At 57.9% G+C, this 25,260-nt stretch carries 23 protein-coding genes; 5 read left to right on the top strand and 18 right to left on the bottom strand.

Annotated elements, in window-relative coordinates; translation table 11 throughout:
* Positions 1–170: 170 nt before the first annotated feature.
* On the top strand, positions 171–1,148 hold the full coding sequence (locus tag ACFPDR_RS17590; protein ID WP_035269381.1) for a tripartite tricarboxylate transporter substrate binding protein BugD: 978 nt from the start codon (positions 171–173) through the stop codon (positions 1,146–1,148).
* 214 nt (positions 1,149–1,362) lie between these two features.
* Here ACFPDR_RS17590 and ACFPDR_RS17585 read toward each other — a convergent pair whose 3' ends face one another.
* From ACFPDR_RS17585 to ACFPDR_RS17560, 6 genes are all read right to left on the bottom strand, one after another.
* The gene (locus ACFPDR_RS17585) at positions 1,363–2,619 is read right to left on the bottom strand and encodes a CobW family GTP-binding protein (protein ID WP_376911640.1); all 1,257 of its coding nucleotides are present in this window, start codon (positions 2,617–2,619) and stop codon (positions 1,363–1,365) included.
* A 68-nt stretch (positions 2,620–2,687) separates the two neighbouring features.
* The gene (locus tag ACFPDR_RS17580; protein WP_115634706.1) at positions 2,688–3,566 is read right to left on the bottom strand and encodes a phosphonopyruvate hydrolase; all 879 of its coding nucleotides are present in this window, start codon (positions 3,564–3,566) and stop codon (positions 2,688–2,690) included.
* 20 nt (positions 3,567–3,586) lie between these two features.
* Complete coding sequence (locus ACFPDR_RS17575) at positions 3,587–4,813, bottom strand: pyridoxal phosphate-dependent aminotransferase (RefSeq protein ID WP_239054942.1); 1,227 nt, start codon at positions 4,811–4,813, stop codon at positions 3,587–3,589.
* Complete coding sequence (locus tag ACFPDR_RS17570) at positions 4,810–6,468, bottom strand: ABC transporter permease (RefSeq protein ID WP_060186762.1); 1,659 nt, start codon at positions 6,466–6,468, stop codon at positions 4,810–4,812. Before ACFPDR_RS17570 ends, ACFPDR_RS17575 begins: the two co-directional genes overlap by 4 nt.
* Positions 6,465–7,529: an ABC transporter ATP-binding protein gene (locus ACFPDR_RS17565; RefSeq protein ID WP_060186763.1), complete on the bottom strand. Its 1,065-nt coding sequence runs from the start codon at positions 7,527–7,529 to the stop codon at positions 6,465–6,467. Before ACFPDR_RS17565 ends, ACFPDR_RS17570 begins: the two co-directional genes overlap by 4 nt.
* Before the next feature lie 11 nt (positions 7,530–7,540).
* The gene (locus ACFPDR_RS17560) at positions 7,541–8,524 is read right to left on the bottom strand and encodes an ABC transporter substrate-binding protein (RefSeq protein ID WP_115634703.1); all 984 of its coding nucleotides are present in this window, start codon (positions 8,522–8,524) and stop codon (positions 7,541–7,543) included.
* Positions 8,525–8,644: 120 nt separating this feature from the next.
* On the opposite strand from ACFPDR_RS17560, the gene ACFPDR_RS17555 reads away from it, so the two are divergent.
* Entirely contained in the window at positions 8,645–9,526 is an 882-nt protein-coding gene (locus ACFPDR_RS17555; protein WP_060186764.1) for a LysR family transcriptional regulator, read from the top strand.
* 28 nt (positions 9,527–9,554) lie between these two features.
* Here ACFPDR_RS17555 and ACFPDR_RS17550 read toward each other — a convergent pair whose 3' ends face one another.
* Positions 9,555–10,481 carry a DMT family transporter gene (locus ACFPDR_RS17550; protein WP_060186765.1) on the bottom strand — a complete coding sequence of 309 codons (927 nt, stop codon included), beginning with the start codon at positions 10,479–10,481 and terminating at the stop codon, positions 9,555–9,557.
* A 206-nt stretch (positions 10,482–10,687) separates the two neighbouring features.
* Here ACFPDR_RS17550 and ACFPDR_RS17545 point away from each other — a divergent pair, with 206 nt between their 5' ends.
* The 3 genes from ACFPDR_RS17545 to ACFPDR_RS17535 are packed head-to-tail and all read left to right on the top strand — an operon-like array spanning position 10,688 to position 13,206.
* Positions 10,688–11,416, top strand: coding sequence for a GntR family transcriptional regulator (locus tag ACFPDR_RS17545; protein ID WP_026483950.1), 729 nt, complete (start codon positions 10,688–10,690; stop codon positions 11,414–11,416).
* A gap of 49 nt (positions 11,417–11,465) precedes the next feature.
* Positions 11,466–12,434, top strand: a complete 969-nt coding sequence (locus ACFPDR_RS17540; RefSeq protein WP_009461472.1) for a Bug family tripartite tricarboxylate transporter substrate binding protein — start codon at positions 11,466–11,468, stop codon at positions 12,432–12,434.
* A 16-nt stretch (positions 12,435–12,450) separates the two neighbouring features.
* Positions 12,451–13,206 (top strand): arylmalonate decarboxylase, encoded by a 756-nt coding sequence (locus ACFPDR_RS17535; protein ID WP_035269392.1) that lies wholly within the window; start codon positions 12,451–12,453, stop codon positions 13,204–13,206.
* A gap of 178 nt (positions 13,207–13,384) precedes the next feature.
* On the opposite strand, the gene ACFPDR_RS17530 is transcribed toward ACFPDR_RS17535, so the two are convergent.
* From ACFPDR_RS17530 to argE, 11 genes are all read right to left on the bottom strand, one after another.
* Positions 13,385–14,173, bottom strand: coding sequence for an enoyl-CoA hydratase/isomerase family protein (locus ACFPDR_RS17530; protein ID WP_239054939.1), 789 nt, complete (start codon positions 14,171–14,173; stop codon positions 13,385–13,387).
* A gap of 27 nt (positions 14,174–14,200) precedes the next feature.
* On the bottom strand, positions 14,201–14,968 hold the full coding sequence (locus ACFPDR_RS17525; RefSeq protein ID WP_009461466.1) for a GntR family transcriptional regulator: 768 nt from the start codon (positions 14,966–14,968) through the stop codon (positions 14,201–14,203).
* Between the two features lie 12 nt (positions 14,969–14,980).
* Positions 14,981–15,781: an alpha/beta fold hydrolase gene (locus ACFPDR_RS17520; protein WP_376911638.1), complete on the bottom strand. Its 801-nt coding sequence runs from the start codon at positions 15,779–15,781 to the stop codon at positions 14,981–14,983.
* Positions 15,782–15,783: 2 nt separating this feature from the next.
* On the bottom strand, positions 15,784–16,155 hold the full coding sequence (locus ACFPDR_RS17515; protein WP_376911636.1) for a hypothetical protein: 372 nt from the start codon (positions 16,153–16,155) through the stop codon (positions 15,784–15,786).
* The gene (locus ACFPDR_RS17510; RefSeq protein ID WP_137431106.1) at positions 16,155–17,672 is read right to left on the bottom strand and encodes a class I adenylate-forming enzyme family protein; all 1,518 of its coding nucleotides are present in this window, start codon (positions 17,670–17,672) and stop codon (positions 16,155–16,157) included. The genes ACFPDR_RS17515 and ACFPDR_RS17510 overlap by 1 nt, the downstream gene beginning before the upstream one ends.
* Positions 17,665–19,272, bottom strand: coding sequence for an ATP-binding cassette domain-containing protein (locus ACFPDR_RS17505; RefSeq protein WP_239054938.1), 1,608 nt, complete (start codon positions 19,270–19,272; stop codon positions 17,665–17,667). The genes ACFPDR_RS17510 and ACFPDR_RS17505 overlap by 8 nt, the downstream gene beginning before the upstream one ends.
* The gene (locus tag ACFPDR_RS17500; protein ID WP_115634695.1) at positions 19,269–20,249 is read right to left on the bottom strand and encodes a branched-chain amino acid ABC transporter permease; all 981 of its coding nucleotides are present in this window, start codon (positions 20,247–20,249) and stop codon (positions 19,269–19,271) included. Before ACFPDR_RS17500 ends, ACFPDR_RS17505 begins: the two co-directional genes overlap by 4 nt.
* Positions 20,246–21,091, bottom strand: a complete 846-nt coding sequence (locus ACFPDR_RS17495) for a branched-chain amino acid ABC transporter permease (protein ID WP_021447158.1) — start codon at positions 21,089–21,091, stop codon at positions 20,246–20,248. The genes ACFPDR_RS17500 and ACFPDR_RS17495 overlap by 4 nt, the downstream gene beginning before the upstream one ends.
* Before the next feature lie 79 nt (positions 21,092–21,170).
* Positions 21,171–22,328, bottom strand: a complete 1,158-nt coding sequence (locus ACFPDR_RS17490) for an ABC transporter substrate-binding protein (protein WP_035269405.1) — start codon at positions 22,326–22,328, stop codon at positions 21,171–21,173.
* Between the two features lie 326 nt (positions 22,329–22,654).
* The gene (locus ACFPDR_RS17485) at positions 22,655–23,848 is read right to left on the bottom strand and encodes a pyridoxal phosphate-dependent aminotransferase (protein ID WP_203145259.1); all 1,194 of its coding nucleotides are present in this window, start codon (positions 23,846–23,848) and stop codon (positions 22,655–22,657) included.
* A 58-nt stretch (positions 23,849–23,906) separates the two neighbouring features.
* Entirely contained in the window at positions 23,907–25,076 is a 1,170-nt protein-coding gene (gene argE / locus ACFPDR_RS17480) for an acetylornithine deacetylase (protein ID WP_060186772.1), read from the bottom strand.
* Positions 25,077–25,260 lie beyond the last annotated feature (184 nt).

The following is a 25,260-nucleotide window of genomic DNA, read 5'->3' as shown; positions in this document are numbered from 1 at the left end:
CCCCCCGTATATTCCCCTAGTCCATTCAGGCCCCTTACTAGGGTTAGACCTGAAAAAGAAACACGTCCACCCTCAGTAGAATAAAGCCACTCCTGCAACGCTTCGCAGCACAGAGCGACCGGACCCAAGTATCTCCCAAAAGAATAAGTAATCCTTATCAAGGAGGCATTATGGCTGTTGCATTAAACAAGCTGTTTGTCAGTCTGGGCGCGGCCTTGGCCTGCTCGGTTACCGCACAGGCAGCCGGTTATCCGGACCACCCCATCAATATGGTGGTACCTTTTGCGGCGGGCGGTCCCACGGACAACGTGGCACGCGCTCTGGCCGAAGCCATGCGCCCAGTTCTGGGTGAAACCATTGTGGTGGAAAACAAAGGCGGGGCAGGTGGCTCCATTGGCACTTCCCAGGTCGCCCGCGCCAAGCCGGATGGCTACAACATACTGCTGATGCACATCGGCTTTTCCACCGCCCCTTCGCTATACAAAAAGCCCGGCTATGACGCCATCAACGGCATGTCTCCCATCGGCCTGGTCGTTGACGTTCCCATGACCATCATTGCCCGTGAGGACTTCCCACCCAACAACATTCAGGAGCTGGTGCAGTACCTGAAGGACAACCAGGACAAGGTTTCCCTGGCCAACGCCGGGATTGGCGCGGCCAGCCACCTGTGCGGCACCATGTTCACCGAGGCACTGGGTATTGAACTGCTGACCGTGCCCTACAAAGGCACCGCCCCGGCCATCGCGGATTTGATGGGCAAGCAGGTGGACATCATGTGTGACCAAACCACCAACACCACCCAGCAAATCAAATCCGGCAAGGTGAAGGTCTATGCTGTCACCAGCCGCGAGCGCGTCCCGACCTTCCCGGACGTCCCCACCATGGAGGAATCCGGCTTCAAGGACTTTGAAGTAGGCATCTGGCACGGCATGTGGGCACCGAAAGATACACCCCAGCCTGTCGTGGATACCCTGGTAAAAGCGCTTCAAGCCGGTATGGCCGACAAGGACTTCCAAAGCCGCATGGCCACCCTGGGCGCAACGGTCATGGACAAAGAAGCCAACCCGGCTGCCTTGCAAGCCAAGGTGGAGCAACAAGTGCCCCAGTGGGCCGCCCTGTTCAAGAAAGTGGGCGTAGAGCCCCAATAAAACCTGTTAGCCCAAAGGCTTTTGAAAAGGACGCTTAGGCGTCCTTTTTTTCGGCTTTGGGGTGCTGTCTGCCGCAGCGGTGGATAGCCTGTTCGGATGACCAAGAGACAACGCTCCATCAAGCTCCCGGCGACTCAAGAAAATCCGATCAAGAAAGGCTCGAAGTCAACGACTAGAGAAAATCCGGCCAAGAGAGGCTCGGACTCTGCGAGTATCAATCCGTCTTTCGAACCGCCGTATCCAAAGCCTGCAACCGCGCCCAAAGCTCCTGGAAATCCAGATCATGTGTGATCACTACCATGCGCCCTTGTTGATCCGGCCAGGGCCACTGCGGCACGGCCTGCCAAGGATAGGACTGATGCTGCACGGCATGAATCACCTGCGGCTGGTCCATGCCCTGCACGGGCAGAACAGCTTTAAGGCGCAATAGGCGAGGGCCTGCCCACTGGCACAGATCCGACAACCAGGATTGCAGTTTGTCGGCGGGCAGAGCTTGGGGGAACAGGGCGCTTAACGAGTAGATGGAATCTCCATGGCGGGAAACATCAGGCAAGCCGACCGCGGACTCGTTGGAGCTTGCTCCATGCAGGTGAGTAGACTCAAGGCTGCTGGGCTGACTGCTGCTGTTGCTGTTGCTGTTGCTGTTGCTGTTGCTGTTGCTGTTGCTGTTGCTGTTGCCAGCCAGGGTACCCGTGCCGTGGCTATGGCTATGGCTATGGCTATGGCTATGCACATGATCGTGATCGTGATCGTGATCGTGATCGTGATCGTGATCGTGATCGCCAGTATCTTGCCCCAATGCCTCGAACGCTTCCAAGCTCCAGGCCCGTCCTTGCCCCGCTTGCTCACCCAAGCCCAACAAACTGGGCGCAACAGGCTGCGATACCGCCAGAATCTGCTGCTGCGCCAAAGGATTCAAACCACGCACGTATTCACGCAGTACCGTTTCCGCCACGGCATCCACCCGATCACGCTTGCTGAACAGCAGCAAATCAGCCACAGCCACCTGTCGTTGCGCTTCGGCATGGCGCGCCAGCGTTTCCAGCCCATGTTCCAGATCCACCACCGTCACCACACCCGCCAGGCTGTACTTCCCGGCCAGTTGCGGATCGCTTAACAAGGTATGCAAGATAGGGGCAGGATTGGCCAGCCCGGTCGTTTCAATCTGAACCCGTCGGAACTGTCTCTGGCCTGCCCGCGAAAAACGCCAGGTAATGTCGCGCAAGGTCTGTACCAGATCGCGCCGTATGGTGCAGCACAAGCAACCACTACCCATAGCCTCGATCACATTTTCCTGGCTATGCGCCACCAGATGATGGTCCAGCGCCGTCTGCCCAAACTCATTGATGATGACCAGGGTGTCGGCCATCTGCGCTTCTTGCAAAGCGCGATTGATCAAAGTCGTTTTCCCGCTGCCCAGAAAACCGGTCAACAATGTGACCGGGATAGGGCCTTGTGCAGATTTGGGCATCGTATTCATCCGGCTAATGGCCCGCCGTCGGGCCATCAGCCATTATACGAAGCCCAATACTGTCCCTTCTAGCGCAGAAACCGGGCCTCGATCTGCCGCATATGGGCATCGCCTTGCAAGCCAATAATGGTTTTGACGGAAGGCAGGCCGGAATCCACATTCTGAATGCCGCCATCCTGACGAATTTGGGCAAACACCGCTTGCATGGCCCCTACAGCCGCACGAATCGCATGATTGCCGTAAATCACCACGCCCACTTTGCCCAGTTGTGCAATGTCCGCCTCGGTCAGTTGAGGGTAGGCTGTTGGCACCAGCACCAACGGCACCTTGCCCGGCCAAGCCTGAACAAAAGACAGAATCTGATCTGGCGTAGCTTGTTTGGAGTGAATCAGAATGGCATCTGCACCCGCCTGCTCGTAAGCCAGCCCCCGCTTCAGGGCCTCCTCCTGCCCCAGGCCAGCGATCAGGGCCTCGACCCGCGCAATAATCAAGAAATCAGGGTCACGGCGCGCAGCACAAGCCGCCTCAATCTTGCCCTGGAACTCTTCAATCCGTACCAGCTCCTGACGCCCGTCCGCTCGCAAGCTGGTGTCTTTAGGGAAGGTTTTATCCTCCATCACAATGGCACTGGCACCCGCCGCTTCATACAGCGGGATGATATAGCTAACATTGACCGCGTTGCCAAAGCCGGTATCAATGTCGGCAATCAAAGGAATATCCACGCTTGAGGCAATCGCCCGCATCATCTCCAGGTGAGTTCCCATCGACAGGATATTGGCATCGGGCACGGCATAACTGGCTGACAACTCAAAACCGCTACCCCAAATCGCTCCGAAACCGGCATCCTGCGCCAGCCGAGCAGACAGGGGGTTATGTGCGGCCATCGCCGTCATCAAACGCCCTTGGGAGAAGGCTTCTTTCAACACCTGATTCTTTTTGCTATTCACACTATTTCTCCGTAAGGGGATCAGCTCAGTCGAGCAATGGCTTGGGCAATGCGGCTCATCGCCTCCTCCAGCTCCTGATCGCTGGAGGCATAAGACACCCGGAAGTGACCGGGTAGTTCAAATGCCGACCCTGGTACCACAGCCACCCCTGCACTGCGCAGGAAGTACATGCACAGATCCTTGTCGGTACTGATCAACTGACCGGAAGGGTCTCGCAAACCCAATACGCCCTGACAGCTGGGAAACACGTAAAACGCGCCCATGGGAAGATCGCACTCAATCCCCGGCATGGCATTGAGCGCCGCCACCACCTTGTCACGGCGTCGGCGAAACGCTTCCACAAACTCAGGCAGAAAATCCATGGGGCCATCCAGTGCAGCCACGGCCGCTGCCTGACTAATGGAGCTGGTATGAGAGGTCGCTTGCGACTGCACCAGATTCATGGCCTTGATCAAAGGCAGCGGACCAGCGGCGAACCCCACCCGCCAGCCGGTCATCGCGTAGGCCTTGGAGACACCATTGATGGTCAATGTGCGCGCTGCCATGTACGGGGACAAGGCGGCAGGCGTGGCAAAGGGTTCGTCGCTATAGCGGATTTTTTCGTATACATCATCAGCCATCACCCAGACATGCGGATGGCGCAACAGCACTTGCTCCAACGCTTCCAGTTCCTGACGTGAATACACGGCACCACTGGGATTGGATGGAGAATTGAGCATCAGCCATTTGGTACGGGGGGTGATGGCGCGTTCAAGCTGATCGGCTTGCAGCTTGAAACCGGCTTGTGCACTGCAACGCACAATGACCGGCTGGCCACCTGCCAACAAGACCATTTCAGGATAGGAAACCCAGGCAGGGGTAGGGATAATGACCTCATCCCCGTCCTGCACCGTGGCCTGCAAGGCGTTATACAAGGCTTGCTTGGCCCCACAGCCCACCTGGATCTGATCGGGGCTGAAGTGCAGGCCATTGTCACGCTCGAACTTGCGCACCACGGCCTCACGCAGGGCCAGGGTGCCAGCGACCTCGGTATAGCGGGACTCATTACGATCAATTGCTTCTTTAGCCGCCTGACGCACATGCTCGGGGGTCGCAAAGTCCGGCTCGCCTTGACTGAGGGTAATCACAGACTGCCCCTGTTGCCGCATTTGATTGGCCAGACGCGTCATCTCTTTGGTGGCCGATGCCTTGGCTCCCAACACGCGCTGGGCTAGCGCGATCTCTTCCTGACATTGCACAGAGCTCATTGTGTCCATCCTACTTTTACTTTGAAAATGAAACGGGTCAGCAGCAACGGCAAAAATATCGCCATCAACAGCACCAGGCTATATGCACTGGCCTGCGCCAAACGCCCACTGTCCACCAATTGAAAAACCTCGATAGGCAGGGTGCTCATCCCGCCAAAATACAGAACCACCGTGGCGGATAATTCCGACAGAGTCGTGATCCACATCAACACCGTGGCGGCAATTACGGCAGGCCATACCACCGGCAAAACGACCTTCGCAAAGGTTGGCATCGGCGCTACGCCCAGGCTGATGGAAGCCTCTTCGATGGAGCTACGCAAGTTATGTAAAGGTCCCATGGCTGCACGCACACTGGTGGGCACCCGGCGTAAAAAGTAAGCCAGCGCCATAATGACCCAACTGCCGGTCAGCACCAGCCAGCCACTGTTAAACACATTAATCAAGGCAATGCCCAATACGGTGCCCGCAATCGTCAAGGGCAACATGACCAGCACATCCAGACCTGTACTTAGACCGGAAGGACGCTTTACGATCAGATAGGCGGCCACGATGGAAAATACGGCACCGGCACTGGTCGCTGCGGCGCCCAGCAACAAGGAGTTGTACAAAGGCCCGGGTGCCTGCACCAGAGCTTGCTGCATATGGCTCAAGGTAAAGCCGCCATACTTCAGCACCGGTCCAATAGAGGGCGTAAATGCAGTGACAATCACCACCATCACGGGTAGCACCGACAACACAATCAGGATCGATACCAAAGAGGCGCACACAGCGGCCTGCCAGGCACGCAAGGGCACGCGCTCCGGAGCTCGTCCAGACTCCATCTGGTAGGTGCGTCGGGCTACAACCCACTTTTGAATCAGCAGCAAGGCCAGGCCCAGAAACACCAGCAAAGAAGCCATGGTGGTCTGCATTTGCGGGTTACCGCCCATTTCGCTGACAAATTCGTTATAAGTCTTGACCGCCAGCACGGGGGTACGGGCTCCCAAAATGGCCGGAACGCCAAAATCCCCAATAACGTGCATGAAGACCAGCACCGCTGCACCGCATAAAGCCGGCATCATCAAAGGAAAGGTCACCGTGCGCAAGGTGCGAGCCGGGGAGCTACCCAGACTAAGCCCCGCTTCCTCCAGATTACGGTCCATGGACTTCAACCCTACCAGCACAGCGACATAGGCGTACACGTAGTTGTTCAAGGTCATCACAAACACCAGACCCCACCACGAATACAAAGAAGGCAGCTCCAGGCCCAAAGGAGCCAGCACACTATTGAGCACGCCTTGTTTACCCAGCACCACAATCCAGGCTGCTGCAACCACCACGTCCGGAATGACCAAGGTCAGCAAAGGCAAGACGCCCAGGCAAGTAGCCAAGGGGAAGGAAAAACGAGCCGCAGCCAGAGCCAAACCAGCGCCAAGCACCAGGCTAAACACGGTTACGGCCCCACCCAGCCACAAGGTGTTGAACAAACTCTCCCGATAAGCAGGCTCGGAGAAAAACTGCACGTAGCCGTGCAAACCAAACTGACCTTCCTTGTTGAACAGGGAGCTGGTCAGCATGGACAGGACTGGCCATAGCAAAAAGTAGCCCAGCAAAGCCACTGCACCCAGGGCCAGCATCAGCCAAGCTGGATCGCGTCGCAAAGAACCCAGCATCATGTGCGCTCCACCAAGAGAGCCGATTCGGGAACGCGCAATACCACCGCATCGCCCCGGGCCCAACTCTGACTGACACCGGTATTCCAGACCACTGCCCTCAGGAAACCGAACTCCGTGCGCAATTGATAAGCCGTGCTGGGACCCCGGTAATCCACGCTCTCAATCCGCGCCGCAATGTCACCCTCGCCCAGCGGGCGCACAGCATCCACACTCAGAGTTTCAGGCCGCAAGGCCAACATCGTCCGCTCGGTAAAACGTCCGACAGACTGAATACGCACAATGCCCCCCGCCGTACGGAACCGGCGGCAGCCATCTGCAGCCTGGCCGAGCTCCTCCTGCAGCTCGATCAGATTGGCCCCTCCCACAAAATCAGCCACAAAGCTGTTGTCAGGGCAGCGGTAGATCTGCTCGGGCGTCCCGACCTGGCGGACGCAGCCCCGATCCATGACGGCAATGTAATCAGACACGCTCAGCGCTTCTTCCTGATCATGCGTCACAAACACAGTAGTGATGCCGGCTTCCTGCTGCAGGTCCCGCAGCATCTCGCGCAGATCGGTGCGCAGCTTTGCATCCAGGGCAGACAAGGGCTCATCCAGCAAGAGCAGATCGGGCTTGATCACCAAAGCGCGTGCCATGGCCACTCGCTGTCGCTGCCCACCGGACAAGGCGGACGGCAAAGCATCTGACTTGTCCTTCAAGCCCACGCGCGCCAGCATTTCCAAAGCGGGGACACGAGCCTGGGAGCGAGACTGGCCACGCGCCAGCAAACCGTAGCTGACGTTATCCAGCACGCTGCGATCCGGAAACAGCGCGTAATCCTGAAACACCATGCCCACATTGCGTTTGTGCACAGGCACTCGCGTCATGTCTGTTTGGCCGAACAGCACCTTGCCATGATCAGGGCGCACAAACCCGGCCAACATGCGTAGCAAGGTCGTCTTGCCACAGCCCGATGGCCCCAGCAGGGTAAACAAGGAGCCACTGGGGATGTCCAGATCCAAGCCGTGAAACAAAGTCTGTGAACCGTAGCTTTGCTCAATACCTGATAGATGTATCTGCATACCAGTCCCGCCTAGCGCTGGGAAACCAGTGCACGCCAACGTGCCAGGAAGGCTTCACGATCCGCACCCATACGATCATCATCCAGCGCATGCACACGGATCTGATCCATGGCAGGCAAGCTTGTCAGCGTATTGACGGCAATATCGCTGCGTAAAGGGCGGCGGAACGCGCTTTTGAATACCTCTTCCTGCGCAGGGCGGGAGGCAAGGAAGTCATACAGCTTGCGAGCGGATTCGGGGTTACGCCCGCCCTTGATCAAGGCCATGCCTTCCGGCGACAGGAAAGTGCCCTCTTTGGGGTAGACCAGGTCAATCGTATCCAGACCACCGGCCACATATTGATAGGCGGCATATTCCATCGTTACCGCAACCGCGAACTCGCCATTGGCAACGCCTTCGTAGGCACCGGAGGTGGTTCCGACCACCACTGCATTGCGCACAACCTTCTCAAACACCTCCTGGCCCATCAAATCCTGCAGGCCATACAAGGCAACATAAGAAGAGCTGCTGCGCTCCGGATCTGGAATCACGATCTTGCCCTTCCAGGCCGGATCAGCCAGATCCGCCCAGCTGTCAGGCGCCTTGAGTTTGCCCAACTGCCGCTCGTTAAGCATCAACACCGTGACATGGGTATTGGTACCCAACCAACGTTGCTCAGCTCCCTGATACTGGGCACCTACAGCACTGGCCTCGGACGACGAATAGGGCGCCAGGTACTCGGCATACTGCGACAAGGTAGAAAACCCGCCGGACCAGAACAAATCGCCCAGAGGTTGCTCTGCTTCGGCCTTGATACGCTGCATCAGGGCACCGGAACCCGCCCGCACCACAGACACCGATATCTCGGGGTGGACCTGACGGAACTGCTCAATCACCGTGTTCACCACATCGATGTTATTGGAGGAGTACAACACCACTTCATCCGCCTTGGCAGCCCCCGTAGCCAGGCAGGAAAGCATGAGCAAAGCGGATAGATAAGGGAAACGGTTTTGCATGATTATTTCCTGTAATTTCAATAAAATTGCATGAAAATCATGGTATTTATCTTAGATGACCGTTCTGTTACACCCTACACCCACCCCCTGTTAAGCGTGGCCCTATCATGAGTTTTAATCATGCTTGAGAATATTCCTCTGGTCCCCCTGCGCGTATTTGTCGCGGTGGGCCGACAAGGCAATTTCACCCGTGCAGCCCAAAGCCTGGGGATCACCCAAAGCGCAGTCAGCCGGCATATCGCCACCCTGGAAAAAGTCAGCAAGCAGGCCCTGTTCATTCGACGCGGCCCCTATATTGAGCTGACGGCCGCCGGCTTGCAGCTGTATGACACGGTCAAAGATGCCATGGCCACCCTGGAGATGGCCATTCAGCAAATCACCCATCAACAGGATCAGCACGAACGGCTGAGAGTCCGCACCTCCATGCCCAGCTTTTCAATGACGGTGCTGGTGCCCATGCTTGGCCAGTTCACCGCCCAGCACCATATGCAAATTGATCTGATCACCAATCTGTCGCCACCCCGTCCTAATGAAGAGTTTGATGTGTTGATCAGCCGTGACTTGAGCCTGCCCGACAGCGAAAGCTGGGAGCTCATACGCGAAGAGCTGGTATGCGTGGCAGCACCTGCCTTGATCCAGCAGCACAGCGGGCAGGCCTGGGAACACTGGCCTATGGTGACCGCGCGCTCACGACCGGACATGTTGGGTTTATGGGCTTTGGATCAGGGTATTGAGCCTTCGCGGCTACTGATGAGCGCCACCTACGATCACCTGTTTTTCGCGATTGCCGGGGCCATTGCCGGCTCCGGATTTCTGGTTGTGCCGCGTTTACTGGTGATGGACCATCTACGCGATGGCGTCCTGCGGGAAGTCGGCCCTGGCCAAGTGGCCACAGGCGCGACCTACATGGCCTATGTCAACGCACAATCACCCCAGCAAAGTGAGGCCCGCCAGTTTTGCCGATGGTTGAAAAGCAGCTTGCGACAACGCATTGCGCCTTGAGGCCATTCGCGTCATCTCGCTGATTCAGTCAAGCTCTGCGACGTCGCAGCTGACTGATCCAGCTATAGGCGCTGACCAGGGTAATGCCCATCAACACCAGTAAAGCGCCCATCACAAAACGGGGTTCTATGGCCTCGCCCAGCAGGAAAGCGCCGAATAAAACACCGAACAAGGGAGTGGCAAAGGAGAACACCCCCAGCCGCGACGCCTGATACTGACGTAGCAACCAGAACCAGACCAGAAAGCTCAAGAACGCCACCACCACAGACTGGAACACCAGGCTGGCGCCCAACAAGCCTGACCAATGAATATCGGTTTGCCCGGTCACGACAGCGGCCACCATCAAAATCACAAAAGCGCTGAACAGCTGATACAGCAAAGCTTCCGAGGGCGGGACGGCAGACAGGCGCGTGCTACGAATCAGCACGGTGGTAAAGCCCCACAAGGCTCCGGCGGCCAAGGCCATCAAATCCCCGATCAACATGCGGCCCAGATTGGCCCCATCCATACTGGCTGGCCCCAAAAAGGTAATAGCGATACCCGCCACCGCCAGCCCAATCCCCACCCATTGCAAACGGGCCAAACGCTCGGACGGCAAGAGAATATGCAGGCCCAAAGCCGCAAACACGGGCGCGGTATATAAAAACACCACCACGTGCGCTGCGGAGGTAAAACGCAGGCTCTCACCCAGCAGCAAATACTCCAGCGCAAACAGCAAGCCGGCCATCAGCCCCGGCTTCCAGGCCCCTTCTGTAAAGGCCAGCTTGTGCGTGCGCACCAGAACCAGCAAAGCCACCAACACACAAGCCACACCCGAGCGCAAACCGATCTGAAAAATAGGCGCCATGTCATTGGCCGTGGCCTTGAGCAAAATCTGCTGAAAGCTCCAGATCAGGCACAGGACCAGCATGGCGCCGCTGGCCAATGCATCCAGCGGTTTACGTTCTTCGCTCATGGTTTTTTTATCCGAAAAATAGCGTGCTTTCCCCTATGACCGAACAGGGGCAGAGGGGGCGCAAAAAATGATTATCCGTGAAATTTCCCCGAATCAAAACGGGGCAAAACTTTCTTTACCCTCGGATAAGCCTTAATTGATATATCAAAAACCCCTCCCTAGAATCATTTAAGCCTAAAAAACAGGAAAAGGCTTGGGAGACAGACATGACGCTTAGCAATACCGACCGGGTACGAATCGAACTGGAGCACCGCATTGCCAGCGGTGATCTGCCGCCGGGCAGCGCCATTGATGAATCCTTGCTGTGCACTTTTTTCCGGGTATCACGCACGCCGGTACGCGAAGCCTTGTTGCAGTTGGCAGCCACCGGACAAGTGCGCATTGCCCCCCGAGCCGGTATTTTTGTCACCCAGCACACGATTGAAGAGCTGGAAGAAATGCTGGAAACCCTGGCCCTGCTGGAAGGCGCCTGTACCCAGCTGGCGGCCTACCGCATCAGCAATGCCCAGATTCGCGAACTGGAGCGTTTGCAAAAGCGCGGTGCCAAGGCCCTGCAAGAAAAAAGCCTGGCTGATTACGCCACGTACAACGCCGAATTGCACGCCCTGATCCACAGCATTGCCGGCAATACCTTCATGGTGCAGCAAATTGAACACCTGCGCCGTCTGACCAACCCTTACCGCCACCGCCATCTGGATCAGGAAAACCGCATGGAGCAGTCCTGGCATGAACATCAGGCACTGACCCAGGCCCTGGCCCAACGTGACGGCCCCAGCGCCATGCAGGCAGCGGCCAGCCATGTGCTGTCCGGGGCCGAATCCCTGCGTCGTGTCGCCCAGGCCCATCCCGAGAAATGGGAGTTCGACAAGCGCGAGCGCTATAGCTGGCTAAACGCCCAGCTCAACCCTTTAGCCGGGTTTTATATGCGGCACTGAATTAATAATTAGCTAAAAAAACTACCACTCATACCGAGGAGACTTTCTCATGTTTGCAAGCCGTTTCACACGGCGTGCGCTGGCTGCGCTCGCCCTGACATTAAGCCCTGTAGCCGCTTTACACGCTGCCGAACCCATTCGCCTGGTCGTGGGTTTTGCCCCTGGCGGCGGGGTCGACACCCTGGCCCGCGTCACCGCTCAGGCGCTAAGCAAGGAGCTGGACCGCACCGTAATTGTGGAAAACAAATCCGGCGCAGGCGGCACCATTTCTGCCGACTACGTATCCAAATCCCAGGCCGATGGCAACACGCTGCTGTTTGCCGATACCTCCTTGCTGGTCGCCCCCTATATTTACCCGGCTCTGCGCTACGACTTGCAGCGTGACTTCGCCCCTATCGGTATGGTGGGCCAGTCTGATCTGGCGCTGGCCGTTCCGGGCGACAGCCCTGTCAAAACCGTGGCCGAATTGATCGAGGCCATTCGCAAAGCGCCTCCTCAAACAGAAACCTTCGCCTCGGTGGGCGTAGGCTCGGTGCACCATCTGGGTGGTGAACTGTTCGCCTTGCAAACCAAAACCGAACTGGTGCACGTTCCTTACCGCGGTGGCGCTCCCGCCAGTCAGGCTCTGGCCTCCGGTGAAGTGTCCATGTCCTTTGCCAGCCTGGCTTCCTCGATTGGCCTGGCCAACTCCGGCCGCATTCGTCTGCTGGCCACCTTGTCCGAGCGCCGCTTCCCCGGCATGCCCGATCTGCCCAGCGTCTCGGAAACCATTCCTGGCTATAGCGTGACACCGTCACTGTTCATGCTGGCCCCACAAAACGTGGACCCGGCCTTGATCGCCACCGTCAGCAAGGCCTTGGAAAACAGCATGCAGCAAAAGCAAGTACAGGATGCCTTCCTGGCCCAAGGCTCGGTAGCCGGTTATCAAGATGCCCAGGCCACCGAAAAATGGCTAGGTGAAGAAACAGAACGCTGGGCCAATGTCATCAAGACCGCCCAACTCGACTTTAAACAATGAAATAAGCAGCTAAGTTATGACGACTGACAACTCTGATACCAAGCGCCCCGTACTGGGCCTGATCGTGCCACCGGCCGCCGGTCTGGTGCCTCCGGAAGGTCCGGAAATGTACCCGGAAATCGATTTCATCGCCCAAGGTCTGGCGCTCAGTTCGGTGGACAAGGAAGGCTATGACCAGGTTATCGACCAGGTGGTGGAAGCAGCCCAGAAACTGGCTGCCCGTGGCGCCCGGGCCGTGTCCCTGATGGGAACATCGCTGAGCTTTTACCGCGGCTCGGACTTTAACGAAGAGCTGGTGGCACGTCTGCGCGAATCCACCGGCTTGCCATGCTCCACCATGAGCCATGCCATCTTGCGCGGTCTGCGTGTCAGCAGCATCGAACGGGTAGCGGTGGCCTCGTCCTATATTGATGACGTAAACCAGCGCCTGGTCCGATTTCTGGACCAGAACCAGATCCAGGCCGTCTGCGCCTATGGACTGGGCGTTAATGACGTCACGGCCATGTCGAAAATCAGCACGCAGGAGCTGGTAGACCTGTGTCTGAAGACGTGGGACATCGCCCAAGAGCAGGCCCCCGGTCAAGCACAAGGTTTGCTGCTGTCTTGCGGCGGCCTGGTGTCGCTGGAAGCCGTGCGTCAGGTCGAGGACAAGCTGGGCGTCACTGTTGTGTCCAGCTCGCCTGCTGGCTTCTGGGATCTGGTGGCGACGGCTGGGCTGGATTTATTTCCGCAGGGGATGGGACGACTGGCACAAGAGCGTCAAACCGCCTGATCCCTCGATGTAGATAGCCCCTTGTCCGCAAACGCGGATAGGGGCACGTAACACGCTATTTGCGGACACTAACGCCAGGCAGATTGTGCCCGCAGCGCACTCAAGCGCGGTCCGACAAAATACCTTCTCCCGCCCTGGTCGCCGGTCCGCTGACCGCCCCCAAGCAGAGCCGTTTTATCTAGGCTCGACCAGCGGACAAAAAACCCGCACGCGCCTGGGCTCCTTCTACACTGTCGCGACACACCAGCGCCTGATCAGCATCCATATAAATACCCAATCGGTTCATGGCATTGGCGACTTGATTCACCGACTCCTTGGTCATGCGGATAATCGCCGCAGGCGACTCCGAAGCCCGCTTGGCCAAAGACTGCGCCACCGCCACGGCCTGACCGGGTTCGCAGACCTCATCCAGCAGGCCCCAGCCCAGAGCCTGTTCAGCACCGAAGCGTTCGGCCAGCAAAATGGCACGTTTGGTGCGAGCGGCACCCAGCATGTTCACCATGCGTGGAATGGCACCCCAGCCCATGTTCAGGCCCACCTTGGCTTCAGGTAGATACAGAAAGGATGACTGCGATGCCACACGCCAATCACACGCCAGCGCCAGAGCAACCGAACCACCCACGGCGGCGCCTTCAATGGCGGCAATGGTCAGCTGTGGCAGCTCTTCCCACAAACGGCACAAACGCGCACCACGCTGGGCCACATCACGGCGTTCCAGCAAGCCTGCCTGCTCGTCGTTCCACTTTTGCGGGTCTTTCAGATCAATCCCGGCCGAGAAAATGTCCTTGGCCCCGGTCAGCACCACGGTGTGAATCTCCAGCGACAAGGCCAGGTCTTGCGCCACCTGCGTCAGGGCCAGCAAGGTGTCCTGATCAATAGCATTACGGTTCACGCCGCGATCAAAGCGCACCAGCGCATGGTCGCCCGTCACCTTGACCGTCACACTGCGGCCATATTTGCGTTTCATGAATGTCTCCCCAAAGGTTCGGAAAAATCAGCTCTGCGAGCGATGGCTCCCATCACTGCGCGACAAGCGCGTGACGTAGCGGAATTCATAAGGTGGGTAAAAGCTGACGGCCACTTCCATGACCTTGCCCGCCAGATTGCGGAAGGTACGGATAATCAGCAGCGCCGGGTCGGAGTCCTCGTAGCCCAGAAAGCGGGCAACATGCGGGGGAAAGCGCGAGGCGGAGATTTCCATCTCGATGGTTTCCACCACTTCGCCACAGTGCTCCTCCAACAGCGGATACACACCACCGGGCTGGGTGGAAATCAGGTCAGCCACCGCCTGGTATTCCTTGCGCAGATAAATATCTGTCCAAGAAATGCCGCGCTTGCTGCCCGGCACACTACGGTAGGTTTCCACCTTCACCCAATCTGCCGGCTCACCGTCCAGCGCGGTTTCAGGCGGCTGCTTATCCACACAAACCGCCTTTTTATGCACGTGCAAATCGGTAAATTCCAGATAGCGCTGCAACTGGTCCGTGGTGTCCAGCGCCAGACCAAACTGCGGCTTGGGATGCTGGCGTATCACGGTGGTACCGGCACGGCGACGCCGCTCGATCAAACCCAGATCGGTCAGCTTGCGTATGGCTTCACGCGCCGTGTGCCGACCGACCCCGTACATCTCGCACAGCTCCATCTCGGTGGGCAGCTTGGAACCGACGGGGTAATGGCCCGAACGGATCAGCTCCAACAAGCGATCGCTCATGTTCTGATACAGGGTTGGCTTGGCGCTGGACTGGGATTCGGTGTTTGCCATACGGTTTTCAGCTTAAAGAGACAGGCGGCGCATCGCAGCCAGGGTGTCGCGGGTGAACTGCTCAGGACATTCACTTTGGGGAAAATGCCCGATGCCCGGCCATTCTATATATTCCACCGGAACTTTGCCTTCTCGCAGCAAGCGTTCGACCTCTCTGGCGGACTCTGGCGGCACGGACCAGTCCTCGCTGCCTTCCACGATCACCACCGGGCAGCGGATATCGTCCAGAAGCTGTTCCATGCGAAAACCACCAAAAGCGCAGATATCCGCAAAAGCCACCGCCGGAATGCAACGACGGGCATCCGTCACCACTTCCAGCGCACGGGCCGGGTCGGACAAGGTGCCCATCAAGGTGCGGAAGGTCACTTCAAACCAGTCGCCCGGATTGATACGCGCCATCTCCAGAATGCGCGGGTTATAGCCGGAAGATTTCACTACGTTCACCGAAGCGCCATCGACCAGCACCAGGCCACGAATACGCTCGGGCGCCATGGCAGCGGCCTGGGCAACAATGCCCCCGCCCATGGAGTGCCCCATCAAGACCGGATTCTGGATACCTGCCGCATCCAGAAACTGCAGCAAATACTGAGCATTTTGCGGGGTGACAGTATGAGGGCCACCCAATGGCATGCCGCTCTTGCCGTGACCGGGCAAATCCAGGGCATACACCGTATAAAAGGGCGCAAAGTGATCCAGCACATATTGCCAGGACAGACTGTCCTGACTGGCGCCGTGCACCATCACCAAGGCCGGACCGGAACCGGCCAGATCGTAATAGGCGCGGATACCATCCGCGGTTGTCACATAAGGCATGCTCAGACCTCCAGCTCGCCCGTCAGGCGGGTCAGGGCGTACAACAACATCCAGTTCTGCACGCAGGCGCGCAAATCGCCTCCCACAACCAGACGGTGCTGACGCACCAAGCGGTTAAATGGAAAGCCCTGGGCCAGATCCGCAAAAGCAGCACTATCGCCTTCCAGCCAGAACGGCACCTCGCGCGAGCCTGTGCCCGCCTGCACATCCTGTTCTGACACGGCCAGCCAACTATGCTCGCCGGTGTCGGTATTGCGCAGCGCCACGCAAACATCGGCCAGGACACTATGCTGCCGTACAAAATCATCGGCGCGGGCGCGCTTGGCCCAGGCAGCCAGCACGGCAGGGTCAAACAGAGATAAAGACGTCAGCATCAGACATACCTTTGTCGAAGAAGGAACTTCTGCACTTTGCCCGAAGAGGACTGGGGCAGGGAATCCACAATAAAGATGCGTTTGGGTACTTTAAAGCCGGACAGTTTTTCCCGGCAAAACTCGCGCAGGACTTCCACATCCGGCTCACGGCCATTAGCGGGCACAATCGCGGCAACCAGCTCTTCGCCCCAATACTCGTGGGGCAGGCCAAAGGCGGCGGCCTCGCGCACATCGGTGTGGCTGGCCAGACAGTTTTCCACTTCCAGCGCGGCTACGTTCTCGCCACCTGTCTTGATCATATCTTTGCTGCGGCCCATGAAATAGGCAAAGCCTTCATCGTCCACCCGAATCAAATCGCCCGTGTGCAGCCAGCCATCGGCATCCAGCACCTGGGCAGTCAGCTCGGGCTGTCGCCAATAGCCTTTGAACACGGTCGGGCCACGCACCTGCATTTCGCCCGGCCCGCGCTGATCGGGCAGCACCTTCCCGTCGGCATCAACCAGTCGATACTGCACATGCCGCCACAGGTAACCGATGGAACCGGGATGCTCCAGAATCTCCTGCGTGTAGCGATTCTTGATGGTGGTGACACAGCTTTCCGTCATGCCAAAGCCCCAGCTGAATTCAGCATTGGGAAACACGGTTCGGATCAAGTCCTGACGCCACTGGCCCAAAGGCGCAGCCGCAGTTTGCACAAACTGGGCACCGGGCAGGGACAGCTCTTTAAACTCAGGGTGATCGGTCAAGCCTACCCACATAGCCGACAACAGGAACACATGCGTAGGCTGGTACAGACGCAGCGCGTCCATGACGGCATCGGCCTCAAAGCGTGGCACCACGTGCAAGCTGCCACCGGCATACAGAATGGGGCCATTCACCACCCCGAAGCCGCCAATGTGAAACAAGGGTGTCGCCAGCAAGGAGCGGCTGTTGGCATCAATGCCCAGCTCCATGATGTAGTTCACCGCATTGGCCGACAAATTGCCGTGTGTCAGCATGGCTCCCTTGGGGGCCGAGGTCGTACCCGAGGTGTACATGATGATGGCTACATCTTCATCCCCCACACGGCCAAAGCGGTGCTGCACCGGATCATCCGCACGGTGATCGGGCAAGGACTCAGGCAAATGCTCCAGCCACTGCACAGCACTGTTCAAACCACCTTCGGACTCGATCTGCTCGCGCAAAGGACGGTAGGCCGGGTCCACAATGCACACGGTAGGCTGGGCATCATCCAGCAAGTAACGCAGTTCGGTGGCGCCGTAACGAGTGTTCACCGGCACCAGAGAAAAACCGCCTACGGCCGTGGCATGCAGCAAGGCCAGATAATCGATGGAATTGGGCGTCATGATGGCCACCCGATCCCCCGGCTGTACGCCCAAACCTTTCAAGTAAGCCGACAAGGCGCGCGCACGAGCGCAGAACTGGCCAAAGGACAAGGCCTGGCGCTCGTCCGAAACCGCTACCTTGTCGGGGTAGCGCTCGGCATTGAACATGGCGACCTGGTAAATATTAGGCATGATGCGAAGCCTCTGCGGCGTGGCCCAGATAGGCTGCTGCAATTTGTGGGTTATTCATGATGTCTTTGCTGTCGCCCGCCAGACTCAAGCGCCCGGTTTCCAGCACAACGGCGTGATTCGACAACTTCAGCGCCAGGCGAGCGTTCTGCTCCACCAGCACAATCGTGGTGCCGTCCTGGCTGATCTGACGAATCGCACGGGCCACTTCCAAGGTGACCGCCGGGGCCAGACCCAGGGAGGGTTCATCCAGCAAGAGCAGGCGGGGCCGGGACATCAGGGCACGGCCAATCGCGCACATTTGCTGCTCGCCGCCCGAGAGATGACGTCCCTGGCTTTGCTCGCGCTCCAGCAGACGCGGGAAGTAGCCATAAATACGTTCCAGATCCACCGTAATGTCGACCTGATCGCGACGCAGATAGGCCCCCATCAAGAGGTTCTCGCGTACCGTCAGTTCCGGGAACAGGCGACGGCCTTCAGGAGACAGGGCAATACCCAGATTCACACGGCGTTCTGCACTCAAGTTCTGGATAGGCTGGCCTTCCAGCAGGATTTCTCCCCCAGCAACCGGCACCAGACCGCTAATGGCTTTCATCAGGGTCGATTTACCCGCTCCATTGGCTCCGATCACGGCGCACACACTGGCTTCTTCCACCGCAAAACTGACCTTGTCCAAGGCCCGTACTGCGCCATAGGACACGCTCAAGTCCTTGATTTCCAACATGGGCACAGGCTTGCTGACCTTGGCAGCTCCCTGACCAGCTGTAGAGACCGAAGCCGAGTGTCCCGTCCCGTTTTGCGCTGCGCGGGCTTCCACGGCTGGCTCCAGCCCAGGCTCCTTGTCCAGATCCGCACCCAGATAGGCTTCAATCACCCGCGGGTCCTGACGCACTTGTGCGGTCGGGCCTTCGGCCAGCAAACGACCGTTAACCAGCACCACCAGCTTTTGGCACAGGCGCATCACCAGGCCCATATCGTGCTCGACCACCACCACATCAATGCCACTGGCGTGGATGCGTTCAATCAGGTCGGCCATAGCCACGGTTTCCACCGGGTTCAGGCCAGCAGCGGGCTCATCCATTAAAAGAAGGCGGGGCATGGCTGTCAGGGCCATACCCACACCCAAAATCTTCTGTAAGCCATAGGCCAGCGAATCGGCCTGCTCATCGGCTACAGACTCCAGGCCAATCAAGGCCAAGGCTTGTTCTGCCTGTCGCGCGGCCTCTTCGCGGCCACGACGCACACCCCAAGGGTTGAACAGCGACCAGGGCGAAGGAAACTGACGGAACAGAGCCGCGCGATACAGGTTTTCAAATACCGTGTGGCCTGCAAATACATGCGTCATCTGGAAGGTACGCACCAGACCCTGGCGCGCCAAGGACGCGGCCGGGCGACCCGTAATCGCGGCACCATCCATGGTGACAGCACCCGCGCTGGGCTTGGTCGTACCAGCAATCAGATTGAACAGCGTGGTTTTACCGGCGCCGTTGGGGCCGATCACGCCGGTAATCTGACCGGGAGCCGTGCTGAAGGACACCTCGTCCACCGCGCGGATCCCACCAAAATGTCGGCTAAGACCCTGAACATTCAATTGCACGCTCATGCTGCCTCCTTGCGCGCGCCGCGCCACTTACGCCACAGACCCGCCAAACCTTGCGGCATGAACAAGAGCAGCAAAATCAAAGTCAGGCCATAGATCAGGCGCTGATACTGCTGCAAGTCGCGCAGCAACTCGGGCAGGGGGATCAGGATTGCGGCCCCCACCACGGCACCAGCCAGGGCACCCACACCGCCCAGCACATTCATGATGACGGCATTCACCGCTGTCCAGAAACCGAAGGAATCAGGCGAGATATAGCCTTGGTAGTGGGCATACAAGCTGCCTGTCCAGCCGGCAATCAGGGCGCTAAGGACAAACACACTGACCCGAAAGCGCAGCACATTCAAACCACCGGAACGCACCAATTGCTCGTTCTGATGCAGGGAGTCCGCCACCATGCCCCATTCGCGGCGGTAAAGGGCCCGCAGCACGAAATACACCACCAAGGCAAAGCTGACCGTCACCAGATAAACCCCGTAACGCCCTTCAGGAATCGGCAAGCTGGCTTGCAGGGCCGGAATCTGGCCAAAGCCGTTATTGCCGCCAAACAGTTCGTGGAACTCGATAAAGCACAGCACCACGGCTTCGCCCAGGGCGAAGGTCAAGAGCGCGAAATGCACACCCTTGATACGCATAAAAATAGGGCCGGTGACCACAGCTAATGCTGCCGTCAGCACTCCGGCGCCCAAAAACGCGGCTGGAAAGGACCAGCCATAATCTCGACTCAAAATGGCCGAGGCATACGCCCCCAGCCCGAACAAGGCACCATGCGCCAGCGAAAGCTGGCCGATGCGCAAAACCAGATTCATGCTCATGGCCAGGCAGGCGTACAGCGACACCATGATGGCCAGATGCAGGGCAAAGCGAGGCTGTCCGGCCCACACGGGCCAGCCCAGCAGCACCGCGACCACAACGGCATGCCAGACCCATTGCAGGGCGCCATCACGCGGATAGAAAGAAGCAGTTTTGATCGCGCTCATGACGATTTCCCCATCAAACCGCTGGGTTTGACCAGCAACACGGCCATCACGATCAGGAAGGACAACATGGTGGCCACGGTCGCGTTATAGAAGGTGGACGCCACGGCCTCGGTAACGCTCAGAATCAGGGCGGCAACCACCGCACCGGGCAAGCTGCCCAGACCACCCAGAACCACAATAATGAAGGCTTTCACCACCACGGCTTCACCCATATAGGGGTGCACGGTGTAGACCGGCGCCATCAGGGCACCCGACAAACCGGCCAGGCCGCAGCTCAAGGCAAAGGTGAAGGCCATGATCTTCCAGGAACTGACGCCTTGCAGACGTGCCACTTCCCGATCCTGCGCCACCGCACGTATCGTCATGCCGATACGGGTGCGCTCGATCAGAAAATAGAAGGCAGCCAGCGCCAGCACACTCATGCCTACGATCAGCAATTGATCCTTGGCGAAAAAGGCTTGGCCAATTTGCCATGCACCTTCCACCGGACGGCGTACCGATTGCTCGTCCACCGAGAACAGCAGCGAGATCCCCGCCTGCAAGGTAATCGCCAAAGCCAGGGACATGATCATGCCGCCCATCTCGTCGCCCACAAAGCGACGGAACAGGCCGCGTTCAGCCAGTAAGCCCAGAAATCCCACCAGCACGGCAGCGGCCGCGATAGAGGGCAGGTAGGGCCAGCCAAACTGACCATAAAACACATACATGGCGTAAGCGCCCAGCATGTAGAACTCGCCGTGAGCGAAGTTCACCACCCGCAAGATGCCAAACACCAGCGTGAAACCCAGGGCTACCAGGGCGTACACGAACGTGGACATCAGGGCGATGATGGCGATTTGCATTGCGATCTGCATAATTGCTAACCGTATCAAGGTGCACTCCACCGCCGTGGCGGAGTGCGTACTGAAACAAAACCGGTAATTAGCGGGCGTCGAACTTGTTGATGACCTTGGCCTTGCCGCCCTCGATCACACCCAGGTAGGCCGGGGTGGCGATCTGGTGGTTCACGCCATAGACATCCTTGCCGCCCCAGACAATCGCGCCTTGAATACCATCAAAGCTGCTATTGGCTTCAATGCGGGCACGCACAGCATCGGTATCGTCCACGGTGCCAGCTTCGTTAATGGCCTTGAACAGCAGGCGGGTGGCATCGTAGAAGTAGAAAACGAAGTCATCCATGCTGTTGCTGTGGACCTTGGCGTAAGCCTGGCTCAGCTTCTGGTACGGTTCGCTGGACGGATCGGCCGACAAATACACCAAGGTTCCTTCCGCATTGTCCGCACCGGCAGACTTCACGGTTTCAGCCACGTTATTGCCACCAAACTTGGTGAACTGGCCTTTGAAGCCCATTTCACGTGCCTGACGTATCACAATACCGGCCGGGCCAGGCGGCACGGTGTCCAGTTCGATGAAGTCCACGTTCTTGGCCAGAATGCTGGTCAGCAAGGTGCGGAAATCGTTTTGCGAGCGCTCGAAGAACTTGGTTTCAGCCACGTCGTAACCGGCGTCCTTGTATGCAGCGGTCTGGATCTTTTGCGTACTCCAGCCGGTTGCATCGTTAGGCGACAGGATCGCCAGACGCTTCAGCTCGGGGCGTTCCTGCTTCAACCAGCCGATCAGCTGACGGTTGTATTCGTACTGCGTAGGCAGCACGCGGAACATGTATTGCGTATTCGCATCCAGCACTTCGGTCGAGTAGCTGTTGGACAGCATGATGACCTTGTTGCGCTCGGTAATCGGCTTCATGGCCATGACCGAAGCCGAGCCAATCGGGCCGATGATGTATTTCACTTCATCCTGATCGATCAGACGGTTGGTGGCGGTTACTGCATCCGCTGCCTTGTAGTGGTCGTCGTAGGTCAGCACTTCAACCTTGTACTTCTTGTCGCCCACTTCCAGGCCGCCGGCCTGATTGATTTCATCCACGGCGATTTTCACGCCACCATCAATAGCCAGACCCCAGGGCGCGCCTGGACCTGTCATGCCTCCTACCACACCCAGCTTGAGCGTTTGAGCCTGCGCGCCCAGCGCGGCCACCATCCCTGCTGCTGCCAGTACACCCCGTATCCCGTATTTCATGGACCTGCTCCTATTAATTGACCGGACATAATTGTTGTTTGATACGAACAATATAATAAGGAGCCGATACTTGTCTATGGAAATATGGATTGATAATGACCTTATAACCAGCTCCTACAGGGGGATACGCCTGAATTTAAGGGAAAACACCGACGCAGTCTGTCTGTTTATTTGTACGGACGTTAATCTATACATTTATATAAAAAAATCATGGCCTGGGCATGTATTCCGCTAAATAGTGGGGTTGAAACCACCTGCTCCCAGACACAAAAAAAAGCCGCTTTCCATAACAGAAAGCGGCCTCGAGGTCCTGCCAGTTCACCCTATCAAGCGGCGGTTTGGCTGGCCTGAGTTTCCAATTGCGCAAAGAACACCTGCAACCGATCCATGGCCTGCTCGATCTGCTCATACGAGGCAGAACCAAAACACAAGCGCAAGAAGCCTTCCCCTTGGGGGCCGTAGAAGCTGCCTGCCTCCACCACCACGCGGGCCTCGTTCAGCAAGCGCTCGGCCAGTTCCTGCGAAGGCACACCCGTGGCGCGCACATCGGCAAAGGCGTAAATCGTGCCTTCCACATGGGCGCAGCTGACATTCGCCATGGCATTCAGGCGTTGCAGCATCAGGCGGCGCTTGGCGTCGTCGTCCGCAATCATCCCGCGCAGGGCTTCTTGCTGCCCGACCACCGCTTCCAGCGCGCCCGCCTGAATAAAGGTATTCACATGGGTGACATCGTTAGCGGTGATCTTCAACAAGCCGGGCATCAACCAGGCAGGCGCGGCCAGATACCCAATGCGCCAGCCGTCCATGGCGTAGGACTTGGTGAAGGCAAACATGGACACGGTGCGCTCCTGCATGCCGGGCAGGGAGGCAATGCTGATGTGCTCGGCATCGTCGTAGGTAATGTCCTCGTAGACTTCATCAGAGACCACGATCAGATCGTGCTTGATCGCCAATTGCGCCAGAGCTTCCAGCTCGCTACGGCGATACACACGGCCCGTGGGGTTGGCCGGATTCACCAGCACCACCATGCGGGTACGGGGCGTAATCGCCGCTTCGATGGCGTGCGCATCAATGGCAAAACCCTGTTCCTTATTCAGCGGCACCAGCACCGGATGCGCCCCGGCCAGCTCGATTTTGCCTATATGTTGCGGGTAGTGCGGCGAGAGCAAAATCACCTCATCACCCTCGTCCAGAATGGCGAAGAAAGCGGCAAAGGAGGCGTGCGTCAGCCCATTGGTGACCAGCACATCATCCGGCCCGACATCCAGCTTGTTTTGCTTGCGCAGCTTGGCGGCCAAGGCTTCACGCAAGGCGGGCACCCCACGCAGATCGCTGTAATGCACCTCGCCGCGCATCAAGGCATCGGCTGCCGCCTGCTTGATCGCCATTGGCGTATCCGCGTCCGGGCGGCCAACTTCCAGATGAATCAGGTCCGAGATATCGCCTTGCAGGCGAGCCGCCTGCTCGTACATGCCAAAGGATTTTTGGGAGGTGCCGGTAATGCGTTTTGCTAGCTTCATGAAAAAAAATTCCTTCAAAATAAGACAGGCCCCAAGACCTGCCGGAAACCATCCCGCCCTAAGCAGCCAAGGACTGGATCACCTTGCCCAGAAAGGACTCGCACGCGGCCAACTGCTCCAGGCTGACGTACTCATCGGCCTTGTGTGCCACGGTGATGGAGCCAGGCCCGCAGACAATGCTGGGGACACCGGCTTCCTGGAAAAACGAGGCTTCGGTGCCATAGGCCACACGCTGTGCGGCGGACTCACCCAGCAAAGCCAGCGCCATTTTTTTCAGCTCCTGGCTGTCTTCGTCATCCAGGGCAGGAATACTGCCCAGACACTCGAATTCAATGGCCGCGTCGCCATGACGCGCCTGCATGCGCGGCAAGACCTGCTCATAAGCAAAGCGACGCAAATTGCCGATGAAACCATCTGGGTCCACGCCAGGCAGATAGCGGTATTCAAAGGAGAACTCGCAATGGGCCGGGATAATATTCATGCCATTGCCACCGGAAATCGTGTTGGTGGAAATAGTGGAGAAAGGCACATCAAAGCCTTCAATGCGCTTGCCGACCTGGGCCTCTTCATCCGCCAGATGCTGAATGTGCGAAACCAGATTGGCGGCGTACTCGATTGCGTTCAGACCGTGTGGTGTCAAAGAGGAATGGGCGGCGCAGCCTTTGACGCGGCAGCGATAAATGCGGCCGCCTTTATGGGCCGCCACAACGCGCATGCTGGTGGGTTCACCCACAATGCAGCCGCTGGGCTGGATGCCGGCTTTACGCATTTCCTCGATCAGGCCGGGAATGCCCAGACAGCCCACTTCTTCGTCGTAGCTCAAGGCCAGATGCACGGGCTCGCGCAGTGTCATGGAACCCAGGCGTTGCGCCTGCGCCATGGCCACGCCGATAAAGCCTTTCATGTCGCAAGCGCCACGGCCAAACAAGCGGCCATCACGAATCTGGGCTTCAAAAGGATCACTGGACCATACCTGCCCGTCGACCGGCACCACATCGGTGTGGCCAGACAAGACCACGCCCCCCGGCCCCTGACCGAAGGTTGCCAGCAGATTGGCTTTGGAGCGCGATTCGTTGTAATCAAAACGCACTTGTGCGCCCGCCGATTCGAGCCGGTTGGCGGCCCATTCAATCAATGCCAGATTGGAGTTTCTGCTTACCGTATCAAAGCCAATCAGGGACGAAACATGCTCGATCACCTGGGCCGAAGGGGCCTCCTGCCTGCTCATATGCCAGCTCCTTATTGCTATTATTCAAAACTGAATTCAGTTTATAGAGCGGGTATATCGCTGTCAACGAGTCTAGGTGTTTGTACTAGAAATTGGCTTTTTAATTTTTATAAATTCTTTTAATTTCAATATATTAAGTAATTTCTAACTTGTTTTATACCTATAGCACTTATTGACCATCAAG

Source organism: Alcaligenes sp. GCM10023179 (genome assembly GCF_042653705.1).
Lineage (GTDB): Bacteria > Pseudomonadota > Gammaproteobacteria > Burkholderiales > Burkholderiaceae_B > Alcaligenes > Alcaligenes phenolicus.
This window is presented reverse-complemented; position numbering and strand designations above follow the sequence as displayed.